The organism is Algoriphagus halophilus, from assembly GCF_041729275.1.
GTDB classification, from domain to species: Bacteria; Bacteroidota; Bacteroidia; order Cytophagales; family Cyclobacteriaceae; genus Algoriphagus; species Algoriphagus halophilus_A.
On sequence record NZ_CP146486.1, the window covers coordinates 3,252,591 to 3,266,260 of the forward strand.

Consider the following 13,670-nt stretch of genomic DNA (forward strand, 5'->3'; position numbering starts at 1 on the left):
TTTCTTTGTGCAGTACGTTTTTACCTGCAAATTATAATTCATGTCATTTCGCACTTGGTTTAAAAACTGGATACCCTTACCAGTCTTAATTTTCTTAGGATTTCTTACTTCCTGTACCGATACGTTAGAATCTGAAACTATAGTATATTCTAACGATTTTTCGGAACTGGATCTTGCAGGCTTTGAAAATGGAAAGCTTTTTATTTTTGGAAATGATACACTTGCCGGGTATTACCATAACGAGGAAGTAGCAGTGAATGTCTCTGACCTTCCCGCTCATAATCTTCTAAAGGTTACTGTAGAGATTATCGTTCATGATAGCTGGGATGGAAATCCTGATGATGGAGTGGGCGGACCGGATTATTGGTTTTTGGAATAGACAATCAAGAGGTTTTTAGAACTACTTTCTCTAATTCACCTTGTGAATCTACGTATTGTCTTTATCAATCGTATCCCAACACTTATTTTCGACAGAATGTACCAAAGTCAGGTGCTACCCAAACCAATTTACCGGGCCTTTGCTTATTTGGGGCAAGTAATAATTATAGTACCAGATACAGCATTTCCAAGATCGTGGAGCACAGTAACCCCAATGCTAGGATTTACATGAATTCGGACCTCATTGCTGAAAACTCACCTGACCCGGTTTGCGATGAATCCTGGTCTATTTCCAAAATTGAAATTGCAGCACTCACACTTAACTAATCAGATGAAGAATATTGTGAGAAAATTTATAATAATCGGACTATTATTTTTTGTAATTGATGCCTCGATTGCACAGACTGTGCCTGTGGGAATGCCTGTCCTGGACCAATACTTAAGAAGGGCTCAATTATTAGGAAAGGTAGATTCAAGTTCATCTTTTATGATTCGTCCTCTCTACCCAACAGAAGCTTTTGGATTTGAAAATGGATTTGATCTTGATAATTCCTCTGTAGATTTAGATGCTTCCCAAATCCATAGATATTTTGGAAAAGATCGGAAGGGTAAGCTTTTAGTTATGCCTGCAACTTTGAAAGCACAGTATAATTCAACCTATGCTTTTGGGGTAAACGACGGAGCATTTATTCCTAATAGGGGATTCCAGACTATTTTGAGCCCAGGAGTGTATGCAGAGTATGGAAATTGGAGCATCCAGTTACAGCCTGAACTACTTTTGGCAGCTAATAAAGATTACAAAGGATTTCCAATAGAGCATCAGGCGACGATTTTATTTTATTATGAATACATGAACCGCATTGATATGCCTGAAAGGTTTGGAAACTCAGGATACAATAAAGTTTATGGAGGGCAATCTAGTTTTAGATATAACTACCGAGAATTCTCGTTGGGAATTTCAACAGAAAACCTTTGGTGGGGTCCGGGAAGAAGAAATTCCTTATTACTTGGAAATAATGCTCCGGATTTCTTCACTTTACATTAAATACAAGAAAACCAGTTCAGACGAAAATAGGCTCATTTGAAGGGCAGTTTATTTCAGGGTTTTTAAAGTCGAGCGGATATTTGCCACCTCATTCGGATTACAATATTCAAGAAAACCCAGTTTATATTCCAAAACCTGAAGATAGCAACAGATACATTTCAGGGCTGGTATTTACCTATCAACCCAAATGGGTCCCAGGACTTTTTCTAGGCTATGGGTCCGTCAACCATATGTATCGAAAGGATGTGTCTACTTTGGGAGACGTATTACCTGTATTCAATGGCAGAAAAGGACCTGAAAATATATTGGACCCTATTAGAGATAAAAGGCAGCAATTTAGTTCTGGGTTTTTTAGATGGCTTAGTCCGGAAGGTCATTTTGAGTTTTATGGAGAATATGGAACCAATGGCAATAGTAGGAGGATTGGTGATTTTATGATTGAACCCGAGTCTGGAAGAGCTTTCACTTTTGGTTTTTCACATTTGATGAGTCTGAAGAAGCCAGGTCATTATTTCCAGATCAGTTCTGAAATGACCCAAACCGGCCAAACAATCCGAGAAGATATCCGAAATTTAGAAACCTGGTATATCCATGACCATGTGAGGGATGGATATACACATAATGGTCAAGTTTTAGGAGCTGGGAATGGCCCAGGTAGTAATGTGATTTTTGTGGAGTTGGCTTGGGTGAATAATATGAATCGATTCGGACTTCAAATGGAGCGAATTGTTTACAACAATGATTTTTATTACTATCGATACGAGGCCTCCAAAGACTGGAGAAACAAATATGTTGACTTAGTCCCTTCCCTTGTAGGAGACTGGAAAGTCGGTGATTTCCTAATTAGTGGAAAAATGCAGTATGTAAATACATTGAATTACAAATGGTATTTGGAGAATCAACCTGATCAATATTTTGTGCCAGGATATGATCGAAAGAATTTTGTGGCTCAAGTTGGTGTTTCATACCTATTCAGATAAAGTATAAATCATGGTTGTTGAAAAAAATAAAGTCGTTGGGATTGCCTATCAACTCAAGGTAGATGATGGTGAATCCGGAATGGTAGATTTTGAGCATGTGCCAGAAAATCAACCTTTCCTTTTCCTATTTGGGGCAGGTGCTGTTTTTCCAAAATTTGAAGAAGCCTTAGTCGGGAAGTCGGTGGGAGATGAGTTTTCTGTTTTCATCGATTTTGAAAATGCCTATGGAGATTACGAAGAACGAAAAACGAAAACATCATCCCTAAGGCAAATTTCAAAAAGGATGGAAAGAAGCAAAATGAAATGCTAAAAGTAGGAGCGGTGATTCCTATGCAGGATGATAAGGGGAATCAGATCAAGGGTGAAATTACCAAGATCGATTACATGGGAGTTCATATGGATTTTAACCCTCCTTTGGCAGCACATGATTTACAATTTGATGGGAAGATCATTTCTATTCGGGATGCTCAACCGGAAGAAATCGATCACGGCCATGTTCATGGACCTGATGGACATCACCATCACTAATTGAAGTAAAACTTACCAAAACAAAAGCCCCATCCAATGATGAGGCTTTGTTGCTTTATGGGTATTGATTAAAATCTTTTACTTGATGTCGTATCCATAAACCTTATAGGCTTGTTCTTTTGCTAAATCCTGAAGGTTTTTAATACGTTCTGAGTTATATAAAACAAGTGCTTTACTTAGCTGCTTGGATGCTAATCCAAATGATTGCTCGTTGAAATGTGTAATGGCATCATTGTAATATTGTAGGCCTGCGAGCTCAATCAAAGAAACTTTTCTAAAAATAGCATGATCATCTAGACTTAGTTCAGGGTCTCCCAAGCGCTCAGTTAAAGAAGCCAATTGTGCAAATTCAACAGGCTGATAACTTTCCAAATATGCTCTCACCTCTGAAGGGCTTGAGATCATACCACCAATCGCCAAGGTACTTTCTAGGATGACTGTTTTATCATTGATGTCAACCAAGATAAATACATGGTAATCTGTTTCAATGATTTCATAATTGTAATTGTATCGGTCCAAAAGCATACCTAGGGTTGCTGAACCACTTACACAATCAAAATTTCCTTCTTGCAGCATGTCGTTGAATGTAGAATGCTGAACATAGTTTTTGAGAAGGGTCTGATGCGATTTTTGGAAAATAGACCTTAGGAAGTTGTAATCATTTTTGGTTTTCGATCTTTTATGATCCAATTCTTGGATTAACTCTTCCCATTTCTGGTATTGAACATCTTTTGCATGAACCGCAGTAAATAATAAGAGAGGATTGGTTTGTTCTTTTTGCCAAATGGCCTCCTCTGTCTGAGTTTCAAAAATAAATCATCCTCAGGACGTAAATTTCCCTGGGCTAAAATGACGCCATAAAGCCCTATAAATGCCAAGTATGTGAGGATCATATGTTTCATCTTACATGAAGCCTATGTTAATCAGGTAATGTAAAGTTAACAATTTGGTAACATTAGCAAACAAAAAAGCTAAAAACTTAACATTGAGGTAAAAATAAAATGTTGAAAAGCCAGCCGAATTCATGGCTAGCTACTTAATTAATCCTAAATGAAAGTTGAGAATAACTTACTCGTGATGGTAAGGCTCGTTTCTTAAAATTGTAAACCCACGATACAATTGCTCGATAAAAAAAGGCCGTATCATTTGATGTGAAAAAGTCATTTTTGAAATCGAAATTTTCCCATTTGCTCTTGCATATACAGCCTCAGAGAAGCCATAAGGCCCTCCAATTACAAAAATAAGCTGTTTTAGCCCCCAATTCATTTTCTTTTGTAGGTAGGCCGAAAAATCCATAGAGCTGTAGCTTTTTCCTCGTTCGTCTAATAAAATTAATTCATCGGAGTTCGTTAATTTCTTCAAAATTAATTCTCCTTCTTTTTCCTTCTGGAGAGATTCTGACAAGGATTTTGTGTTCTTCAGGTCGGGAATTACCTCAAATTCAAATTTAATGTAAAAATTTAGGCGTTTTGCATACTCCTCAATTAATGAATTGATGGATTGATTATCTGTTTTACCTATACCGATCAATTTGATTTGCATACTCAAATATCTAAAAATTCTTAAATGAAGCCTTTTCTTTTTTGAGGCTCAGGGAAAATAGATTTATTGGTTTGATTAAAAATCTGATAAACAATTGTTTAATAGGCGTGTTACTAGCTTGTAAACTAAAATAACTATTACCAAAAAAAATTATGAAAAAGTTAGTAGCAGCAGTTACACTGACGATGTTAGTAGTAGCTTCCTCATTTACCCCAAAAGTTAATTCAATTCATGAGACCAAAGTGGAGGCAGATATTGTCGATCTAGCCGTGTCCCAGGATTTCTTAAGTACTTTAGTCGCAGCTGTAAAAGCCGGAGACTTAGTAGATGTCTTGAAAGGTGACGGTCCTTTTACTGTATTTGCTCCGACAAACGAAGCATTTGCTCAACTTCCAGCTGGCACAGTAGAAAGTTTATTAAAGCCAGAAAACAAGGAGAAGTTAGTAAAGATTCTTACCTATCATGTAGTACCTGGAAAAGTATTATCCTCTGATTTGAAAAATGGTCAGATGGCCAAAACTGTAGAAGGAAGCTCCGTAAAAGTTACTTTGAAAGATGGTAAGGCAATGATTAATGATGCTACTGTTGTTAATGCCGATATCATGGCAGATAACGGAGTAGTTCATGTGATCGACAAAGTGATTTTACCATCAATGTAATCTTTAATACATTGAATCTATTCAGCCCGTCCTTTGGATGGGCTTTTTTATTGATGGTGGTTTTTTAACTTTAGAATACTTTTCATTTAAACCACCTTGTAATGAGAAACATATTCTTGTCTCTACTGCTATTAGTAGGATTTACTACAGTTACTGCCCAACAATTAAAATCACCATATTTTACATTTTCCCCTACATTGACTCCTGACGGAGAAACAATCATTTTCAGCTATGAGGGAGATCTATGGAAGGTTTCTATCAATGGTGGACAAGCCTATCGGATGACCGCCATGGAAGGAGAAGAAACTAGACCATCTGTTTCTCCGGATGGGAAATGGCTAGCCTTTTCTGGGGAGCAATTTGGAAATATGGATGTGTTCATCATGCCCTTGGAAGGTGGGGAAATCCAACAATTGACTTATCATGAAGCGACGGATGAAGTAGAATCCTGGAGTTGGGATAGTCAAACGATCTATTTTACTTCCAATAGATACAATCGATATACTGCTTTTGAAATTGATATAGCAGGGTTTACTCCAAAACGATTATTTCCCAATTATTTCAATACGGTCCATAATACGGTCGTAAGCCCTGTCACCGGAGAGATTTTTTCAATGAAAGTTGGGAAAGCAAAAACTTTGCACATAGAAAGCGATATAAGGGTGAGTATAATCCAGATATTAAATCCTATAACCCTAAGACCAAGGCTTACCAGCAATACACCGATTATGAAGGAAAGGATTTTGGAGCAAGTATCGATCAGGATGGAAACGTGTATTTCATGTCTGATGAGGCCAATGGAGAATATAACTTATATACTTTTAAAGAGTCCCAAAAACTCAGTTAACCGATTTCCCAACTTCTATCATGTGGCCAAAAGTCAGTGCCAATGGTGAAAAAATAGTCTTCCAAAAGGATTACCAGCTATTTGTATATGATGTGGCATCCGGGGAAACTACCCAGCCAGAATTCACACTATTTCAGAATCAGACTTTAGGGAAAGAAATTTCTAGGGAAGTAGGGGGCAATGTGAGCTATTTTGATGTTTCTCCAGATGGAGAAAAAATGGCATTTGTATCCAGAGGAGTATTATTTATTTCTGACATCAAAGGGAAATTTGTCAAGAGGATTCCCTCTCACCCTAAAGAGGCTGTAGAGGAGGTAAAGTGGATGTCAGATAATAAAACGCTTATCTATTCTCGTACCGTAAAGGGGTATCACAATTGGTTTACGATTTCTGCGGAAAACCCAACTTCAGAAAAGCAACTGACCAATGATCAGGATAAGAACAGAAATCTTTCTTTAAGCGGAGACAGAAGTTTTGGGGTATATGTGAGTGGTAGAAATGAAGTGAGAGAAATTGACATGAATACCTTAGAAAGTAAAGTTTTGGTGGAAGATGAACTCTGGGGGCTTTATACCCCTAATCCATATTACTCTCCAGATGACCAATACATCGTGTATTCCCCCATCAGGAATTTTGAAAGGGAGGTTATGATCTATCATCGTCCTTCTAAAAAAACCATCAATCTCACAAAAACCTTGGTGACTGAAACAAATCCAGTTTGGTCTCCTGATGGGAAGTATATTTATTTCACTACGGATAGAACACAGCCCAGCTATCCTTATGGTACCACCGAGGCGCACCTTTATCGAATGAAGTTGGAGAAGTTTGCGGATCTATTTAAATCTGATGAAGTAGAAAAGCTATTTGCTGAAAAGGAGGAAGGAGATAAGGAAGAGAAAAAGGTGGAAGTTAAAATATCAGAGGGAGATTTTATGGATAGACTGGAAAGAATAGGTCCGAGTTTTGGACAGCAATCTTCTCCTTATGTTATCCAAAAGAATGGTAAAACCACCGTTTTCTATATTTCCAATCATGATGAAGGAAATCCAAAAATGTGGAAAACTACCTTGGAAGATTTCGAAAATCCCAAAACCGAGAAGGTAAGTGATCAGCGAATGGGTGGGTTCCTGATTGTAGAAAATAAAGACAAACTATACCTATTGGCTGGTGGAAAAGTCAATACCCTGGATGGGAATAGTAATAAAATAGAAGAGATTAAAATCAATGAATCCTTTTCTAAAAACCTCCGAGATGAATTTGGACAGATGTATTATGAAGCTTGGGCAGGTATGGAGCAAAACTTCTATGATGGGAATTTCCATGGTGAAAACTGGCAAGAATTAAGGGACCGATATGCCCAATTTCTACCTTATGTACGTAGTAGAGCCAATTTGTCCTTGATTTTCAATGAAATGTTGGGTGAATTAAACACCTCTCATTTTGGCTTTAACTCTAGTGGCAAAGAAGAAGATATTTATTTGGGTACTCGATCCATGGAAACTGGGATCGTATTTAAAAACGAGTCTCCTTTCATTGTGGATAAAGTAATCGCAGATAGTCCACTTGATCTAGATCCTGTTCCTGTTTTACCGGGTGACGAGCTAGTTTCGGTGAATGGTGTAATTGTGGATAAGTCACTAAATCGTGATTCCTATTTTGTAGCACCAACGATGAGTCCAGAGTTGGAATTGATCTTTCAAAGAGGAGGAGAGGAAGTGAAAGTAAAGGTTCGACCGGTTTCCTATAACGCCATGAAAACATGGTTGTACGATGAATGGATGGATGCTAATGAAGCCTATGTAGATGAGAAAACCGGGGATAGAATTTCATATGTTCACATGAAAAACATGGGTGGAGGAGAGCTCCAGCATTTCCTCGAATACATGGTTTCCAATAAAGGAAATAGAGATGGGTTGATCTTGGACCTTCGGTACAATACCGGTGGAAATGTCCATGATCCTGTACTTCAATTCCTTAGTCAAAGAAGTTATTTGCAGTGGAAATATAGAGACGGAGCTTTAACCAATCAGCCTAATTTCTCTCCTTCAGATAAGCCAATCGTTTTATTAATTAATGAACAATCACTTTCAGATGCGGAGATGACCGCTCAAGGTTTCAAGGAGCTTGGGTTGGGAACAATTGTTGGTACGGAAACCTATCGTTGGATAATTTTCACTTCTGGACAAGGTTTAGTGGATGGCTCTTTTTACAGACTTCCTTCCTGGGGTTGTTACACACTCGATGGTCGAAATTTAGAGAAGGAGGGAGTTGACCCAGATATTAGGATGGATGAAAATTTTGTAGATCGATTAGAGGGAAATCAAAAACAGCTGGATAAAGCTATCGAAGTGATTATGGAAAAACTGAAATAAGTCAACAATCATTGTGATTCAAGAAAAACTACCGGATTGGGGAAAAATACTTGATGAATAGGTTTATTCGGATTCAGCTTGTACTGCTTCTTTGGCTTCCATTTTTCTCCTGTTCTGATCCTGATGAAGGGCCTCAACTTGAATGGGATGATTCAAAAGTGTGGGGTGATCAAATGAATTTATACGAGTACTAATGAAAAATAAAAGCCTCCTAATCAGGAGGCTTTGTTATTAAAATGGTCTGATTCTTATTTGATCAGTTCTTTTCTTTTCAGAATAGTTTCCATGAATTTTCGCTCATTATCTGAATTGAAAATTCTGAACGGAAGGTGGATAAATTGTGCCTTTGATAGGTATAGTACATATGCATCTTTTTTCACTTCAGCCTTTTTGATCATATTCCATTGCACTGGCATTCCTTGGCGGGTATTGATTTTCATCAAGATTTGTCTACTGTCAATTTCATAGGCCATTTTCTCAAAAATGGTTTTGTTCTGCTCCATCTGAGTTACCCCTGTAAACTGGATTGCCCAAAATAAAACATATAAGCCATAGGCGATTAAGGCTCCGATAATCCACCAAATGGAAGGAATCCAGAAATAGCCACACATAATGGCTACGGCGATTAGGATTACCCACCATTGCTCTTTCAGAATGCTAGCCAATCCCATTTTAATATAAGTTCCTGTTTCCAGTTGGTATTTTTTCGTCTTTACTATCATCACTTTTATTTTCAGTGCGCAAATATCCTAGTATCTGAGGGATTAAACAAGTCGATTAAAATCATAAAATCATGATTTCTAGAAACAATTTGCAAAAGGCATTGATTTAAAATATGTATTGGATTATCTTATATAAAATTTTTAGCCATGAGTAGTTTAGTAATAGATCTGGTGCTCTGCGGGTTGGCGTATGTGATTTTAATATATTTCGTAGCCACCCTGACTCGTAACTCTCTGAAAAAGCGAGACAGTAACGGAGATGATGGAGATGGAGGTGTGGAAGATATGACCCCACCAAAGATTGATTTACCCCCTGGTGTAATCTGGCCATCTGATGTGCCTAGAGGATCCAGGACGGAGCCGGTGGAGTTTTAATGGCATTTATCACAGATTCCCTGCACCAATAAACTCATTTCTTTTTTTGAAATCCATTTGGGAGTTTGATAGTGGGCAATGTAATTGACTCTAAGCAAGTAGTCTCCCCACATTTTTCACATTTGAAATGCACATGTTCATGGCTATGTTCTTGATGCTCTTCATGTGAACAAAGTGCATATTTAGCTCCTCCACTATCGTCCAAAACCTTGTGGATCACATCTTTGTCAACAAATGTTTTTAAGGTTCTGTAGATCGTAACCCGGTCAAATTGATTGTCTAAGCTATCTTCTAGGTCGGCATGCGCCAGCGCAACCTGCTTTTCAAGGAATTCTCGAATGATTTCCAATCTGCAGTCGGTAATTCGCAACTTGTGACTTTGTAATATGGAATGTGGGTTGGACATATCTATTGTTGACAACGCTAAATTACTAGAAAAATTTGCCTTGGAAAAGAAAGAGGCTCCATTTTGGAGCCTCTAAGCTTTACCTGATTAGGCAGGTTTTTATTTAGGATCTAAGATCGCATCTATTCTGGCAGAAAGATCTTCTAAATGTAGTTTAGACATTTTGTCGGAAGTTCTAGAAATCGCTGCATTGATCTGACTTTGTAGTGTTTTTAACTCACCTCTTGCCATCGGGCGGATATCAGATTGAGAGGCATTAATTTGAGGTCCTACATATCTTCTGAATGCAGCAGGAACGGAAGGCTCATCTTGGGTAAGTAAAACTTCCAATCGCTCGATGTGGGCTCTTTGAAGAGCTCTTCTGTGTACGTCAATGGTTTTACCAGTAGCAAGTTCAGTCCAGATTCCCTTTCTCAAGTCGTCAAATAATTCGGTCAAGGAATAGGCCTCAGATCCATTTAACGCTTCATTTTCAATGACTCTACCTAGTCTTCCCCATTCCAACACACCATTCAATGCGTTTACTTGAACACCTCTGATTCTCTCTAAGGCTCCAAAGTCATCTATTCTAGCAAAGATTTGATCATCCATCAACCAAGTTGGGGTAGCAAACAATTCCTTATTTAAGAAAGCAATGGCTGACTTTTGAATCTCTTTTGGAGTATGTGTATACACAGCCTCATCTTGTCCGGAAGATTTATACACCTCAGCCACTCCACCAACATTCGTTCTAACGTGACCCATATATCTGTTAAACTGGGTTACAACCTGGCCATACATTTCTTCCAGGTCATCATAATCTTTGAAAGGTTTGTCAGGTTCAGCTGTCCAAGTATCTAAATTAGGAACGATTCGCTTCAAGTTTGCGATTCCATACTCTGAAGCTTTCATGGAGTTATCTCCTAAATCTTCAGATTGAGCAGTTGGATCATAACTGTTCCCTTGACGTCCATATCTGTAGATTGGATCTCCATTTTTGGAGGTAATCCATTGATCCAATGTCAGTTGTTCTTCTTCTGGTGTTTTGGCATCTAGGATTGGTCGGTAACCCCAAGCAATCGCAAATTTGTCATAAGGGCCTACATTCGGCATCAAACTAACTCCCTCATCACCAGGCTGAGCTATGTAATTGAATCGAGCATAATCCATAATAGAAGGTGCCGTACCCATTGCTTTGGTGAACTCGGCATCTCTCAATTTCTCCACAGGGTAAGCATGAGAAGAGGCAAAGTTGTGAGGTAATCCTAATGTATGTCCTACTTCATGGGAGGATACAAAACGAATCAATCGACCCATTACTTCATCATCAAATTTGACATTCCTAGCATCTGGATTGATGGCAGCAGTTTGGATAAAGAACCAGTTTCTCAGTAGGTTCATAACATTATGGTACCAACCAATATCAGACTCTAGTATTTCACCTGTTCTTGGGTCGGAAACGTGAGGTCCATAGGCATTCTGAATATCAGAAGCAAAATATCTAATTACCGAATAACGAGCATCTTCTGGACTCCAATCAGGATCTTCTTCTTTACTAGGCGCTCTTTTGGCAGTAATGGCATTCTTGAATCCAGCTTCTTCAAATGCAGCTTGCCAATCTTCCACACCAGCAATTAGGTAAGGAACCCATTTCTCAGGAGTTGCAGGGTCGATGTAATAGACAATCTGCTTTTTCGGTTCTACAAGCTCCCCTCTTTTAAATTTCTCAACATCTTCCTCTTTTACTTCCAATCTCCAGCGGTCAAGAAAGGTTCTATTAGCCGCTTTTTGTGCATCGGATCCATAATCCACAATAGATCTACTAAACCATCCTACTCTTCTATCTGCTAATCGTTGCATCATTGGTTCCTCAGGAAGTAAGATCATAGAGGAATTCATTTCTAAAGTGATTAGTCCAGTAGAGCTGTTGGAAGGAGGCTCAGAAGCATTATAGGTTAAGATATATCTTGCCTCGATATTAATTGGATAGGTATGAATATGCTGGATAAAAGATCGTTCATTGTCCAAACGAGTTACTTTAAAACCAGTTCTTCTGTTTCTAGGTAAGCCTAATGCTTGAACATCTTTACTGAATAAATCAGTTGCTTCAATCACTACGCCCGTAGAGTCAGTAGATCTTGATTTGACATCGAATTTTTGAAGGATCGGTTCAAAGTTGGAGTTTTTAACTGCCATCGAAATAGGCAATGAATCTGCCGCAAAATTGTTGACCGAAACCACTCTCAAAAGGACATTGTCATTGTCTTTCTCCCATCTGAGCATTAAGGTGTTGGTTCGTTCCCCACCATACCCAATACCATCCGCTGTTTTAGCTATGGTCGTAACCATGAGCATGTCTTTCCCGAACATAGACTCAGGAATTTCATAAAAATACTTCTCATCAATTTGGTGGACTTTAAAAAGGCCGTCTTTTGATTTTGCCTCTTTGGTGATTACCTCTGAATAGGGTTTTGGTCCTGACTTAGAGCCGCCATTTGGTTTAGCAGGGGTAGAGGTGACTGCAGGGGCATTTTTGGAGTCTTTCTTTTTTTCTTTTGAGCGAAAGAGTCCTCAGCATGCAAAAAGACACCCATGACACATAGCATCAGAGTAAATCTCCTTAATAATTTGGGTTGCATAATTTTTTGTTAGTTTAAGCTTTCAATTGCTGTCAAAAATAACCTTGATTTTCCTGTAAGGTTGTTTTCCAAAACTAATTATTTGATAAGCGGTTTAATCCAAGAGCTAAAGGGAAAACATTGAGCAATTCAAAATCAGTTGTCATCATTGGAGGAGGCTTAGCAGGCTTAGTCTCAGCCTATTTGCTGGCCAAAAATGGACAAAAAGTACTTTTGATCGAGAAAAAGAGTATCCTCTTCATCGGGTTTGTGGTGAGTATGTTTCCAATGAAGCGCGGGATTTTTTGGTACGTGAAGGACTATTTCCCAAAAAATTGGACTTCCCTCAGATTCATAATTTTTTGTTTTCTGATGTTTTGGGAAATTCAACTACCATTCCTTTGGATCTAGGAGGTTTTGGGATCAGTCGATTCGTTTTTGATCATTTTTTATATGAACAGGCAATAAACTCCGGAGTAGAGATAAAGCTCAAGACCCAAGTGTTTGAGGTGGAGTTTATAGAAAGAGAAAATCAGTTTTGTTTAATCTTATCGGATGGTTCTAAGTGCTTCGCCAATTATGTAATTGGAGCTTTTGGAAAGCGATCAAAACTAGATAAAGCTTTAAAAAGATCTTTTATTGAGCAAAGAAGTCCATTTATAGGAGTCAAATATCATGTAAAAACAGATTTTCTAAGAGACACGGTAGCCCTTCATAATTTTGAAGGAGGTTATTGCGGGATCAATGCCATCGAGGAAGAAAAATTCAATATCTGTTACTTAGGAAGTAGAGAACAATTAAGAGAATTTGGCTCTATCGAAGAGATGGAGCGTGAGCAACTGTGGAAAAACCCCATTTTAAAAAACTTATTAATGAATAGCGACTTCCTTTTTGATAAGCCTGAAGTCATTAATGAAATTAATTTCGAACCCAAAATGCCAGTTGAAAATCATATTCTGATGGTAGGAGATGCAGCTGGCTTAATCACACCTCTATGTGGGAATGGTATGGCAATGGCAATTCAATCGGGGAAATTAGCTGCTGAATCAATAATAGAAGGTGGATTAAGAAATTTGGTAGAAAAGCGTTATGAGCAACAATGGAAGGGATTATTTCAAAAAGGTTATGGTTTGGAAGACAAATTCAAACCCTTTTTGGAGCAAAGAAGAGCTCTGTTTTCGCAGGAAAATTGATTGGGAATTTTCCAATGATCGCTAAT

15 protein-coding genes and 2 pseudogenes are annotated in these 13,670 nt (G+C 38.2%); 11 read left to right on the forward strand and 6 right to left on the reverse strand.

Annotation, left to right across the window (positions count from 1 at the left end; all coding sequences use genetic code 11):
- Nucleotides 1–40: 40 nt before the first annotated feature.
- The 5 genes and pseudogenes from V8V91_RS17395 to V8V91_RS17415 all read left to right on the forward strand — a co-directional run bounded on the left by V8V91_RS17395 (nt 41) and on the right by V8V91_RS17415 (nt 2,931).
- Nucleotides 41–379: a hypothetical protein gene (locus tag V8V91_RS17395; RefSeq protein WP_373396509.1), complete on the forward strand. Its 339-nt coding sequence runs from the start codon at nt 41–43 to the stop codon at nt 377–379.
- On the forward strand, nt 364–705 hold the full coding sequence (locus tag V8V91_RS17400) for a hypothetical protein (RefSeq protein WP_373396510.1): 342 nt from the start codon (nt 364–366) through the stop codon (nt 703–705). Before V8V91_RS17395 ends, V8V91_RS17400 begins: the two co-directional genes overlap by 16 nt.
- A gap of 16 nt (nt 706–721) precedes the next feature.
- A complete protein-coding gene (locus V8V91_RS17405; protein ID WP_373396512.1) occupies nt 722–1,423 on the forward strand; it encodes a hypothetical protein in 702 nt (233 codons plus the stop codon).
- Between the two features lie 80 nt (nt 1,424–1,503).
- Nucleotides 1,504–2,403, forward strand: a complete 900-nt coding sequence (locus V8V91_RS17410) for a hypothetical protein (RefSeq protein WP_373396513.1) — start codon at nt 1,504–1,506, stop codon at nt 2,401–2,403.
- Between the two features lie 10 nt (nt 2,404–2,413).
- Nucleotides 2,414–2,931: pseudogene (locus V8V91_RS17415) on the forward strand (peptidylprolyl isomerase).
- 78 nt (nt 2,932–3,009) lie between these two features.
- On the opposite strand, the gene V8V91_RS17420 reads toward V8V91_RS17415, so the two are convergent.
- Together V8V91_RS17420 and rlmH are read right to left on the reverse strand one after the other, a co-directional pair.
- Nucleotides 3,010–3,621, reverse strand: coding sequence for a hypothetical protein (locus V8V91_RS17420; protein WP_373396515.1), 612 nt, complete (start codon nt 3,619–3,621; stop codon nt 3,010–3,012).
- Between the two features lie 378 nt (nt 3,622–3,999).
- Complete coding sequence (rlmH, locus tag V8V91_RS17425; protein ID WP_373396517.1) at nt 4,000–4,473, reverse strand: 23S rRNA (pseudouridine(1915)-N(3))-methyltransferase RlmH; 474 nt, start codon at nt 4,471–4,473, stop codon at nt 4,000–4,002.
- A 152-nt stretch (nt 4,474–4,625) separates the two neighbouring features.
- On the opposite strand from rlmH, the gene V8V91_RS17430 reads away from it, so the two are divergent.
- The 3 genes from V8V91_RS17430 (at nt 4,626) to V8V91_RS17440 (ending at nt 8,351) form a co-directional block, all read left to right on the forward strand.
- On the forward strand, nt 4,626–5,132 hold the full coding sequence (locus V8V91_RS17430; protein ID WP_373396519.1) for a fasciclin domain-containing protein: 507 nt from the start codon (nt 4,626–4,628) through the stop codon (nt 5,130–5,132).
- A gap of 101 nt (nt 5,133–5,233) precedes the next feature.
- A complete protein-coding gene (locus V8V91_RS17435) occupies nt 5,234–6,028 on the forward strand; it encodes a hypothetical protein (RefSeq protein ID WP_373396521.1) in 795 nt (264 codons plus the stop codon).
- Nucleotides 6,000–8,351, forward strand: coding sequence for a S41 family peptidase (locus V8V91_RS17440; protein ID WP_373396522.1), 2,352 nt, complete (start codon nt 6,000–6,002; stop codon nt 8,349–8,351). The genes V8V91_RS17435 and V8V91_RS17440 overlap by 29 nt, the downstream gene beginning before the upstream one ends.
- 248 nt (nt 8,352–8,599) lie before the next feature.
- Here V8V91_RS17440 and V8V91_RS17445 read toward each other — a convergent pair whose 3' ends face one another.
- Nucleotides 8,600–9,073, reverse strand: coding sequence for a YcxB family protein (locus V8V91_RS17445; protein ID WP_074226088.1), 474 nt, complete (start codon nt 9,071–9,073; stop codon nt 8,600–8,602).
- A 147-nt stretch (nt 9,074–9,220) separates the two neighbouring features.
- Here V8V91_RS17445 and V8V91_RS17450 point away from each other — a divergent pair, with 147 nt between their 5' ends.
- Nucleotides 9,221–9,448 carry a hypothetical protein gene (locus tag V8V91_RS17450; RefSeq protein WP_074226089.1) on the forward strand — a complete coding sequence of 76 codons (228 nt, stop codon included), beginning with the start codon at nt 9,221–9,223 and terminating at the stop codon, nt 9,446–9,448.
- Between the two features lie 34 nt (nt 9,449–9,482).
- On the opposite strand, the gene V8V91_RS17455 is transcribed toward V8V91_RS17450, so the two are convergent.
- The 3 genes and pseudogenes from V8V91_RS17455 to V8V91_RS17465 form a co-directional block, all read right to left on the reverse strand.
- Complete coding sequence (locus tag V8V91_RS17455) at nt 9,483–9,854, reverse strand: Fur family transcriptional regulator (RefSeq protein ID WP_373396525.1); 372 nt, start codon at nt 9,852–9,854, stop codon at nt 9,483–9,485.
- Between the two features lie 99 nt (nt 9,855–9,953).
- A complete protein-coding gene (locus V8V91_RS17460; RefSeq protein WP_373396527.1) occupies nt 9,954–12,182 on the reverse strand; it encodes a zinc-dependent metalloprotease in 2,229 nt (742 codons plus the stop codon).
- Between the two features lie 36 nt (nt 12,183–12,218).
- A pseudogene (locus V8V91_RS17465) lies at nt 12,219–12,287 on the reverse strand (DUF5118 domain-containing protein); the annotation flags it as partial.
- 305 nt (nt 12,288–12,592) lie between these two features.
- Here V8V91_RS17465 and V8V91_RS17470 point away from each other — a divergent pair.
- The gene (locus V8V91_RS17470) at nt 12,593–12,862 is read left to right on the forward strand and encodes an FAD-dependent oxidoreductase (RefSeq protein ID WP_373396529.1); all 270 of its coding nucleotides are present in this window, start codon (nt 12,593–12,595) and stop codon (nt 12,860–12,862) included.
- Nucleotides 12,814–13,644: an NAD(P)/FAD-dependent oxidoreductase gene (locus tag V8V91_RS17475; protein ID WP_373400857.1), complete on the forward strand. Its 831-nt coding sequence runs from the start codon at nt 12,814–12,816 to the stop codon at nt 13,642–13,644. The genes V8V91_RS17470 and V8V91_RS17475 overlap by 49 nt, the downstream gene beginning before the upstream one ends.
- Nucleotides 13,645–13,670 lie beyond the last annotated feature (26 nt).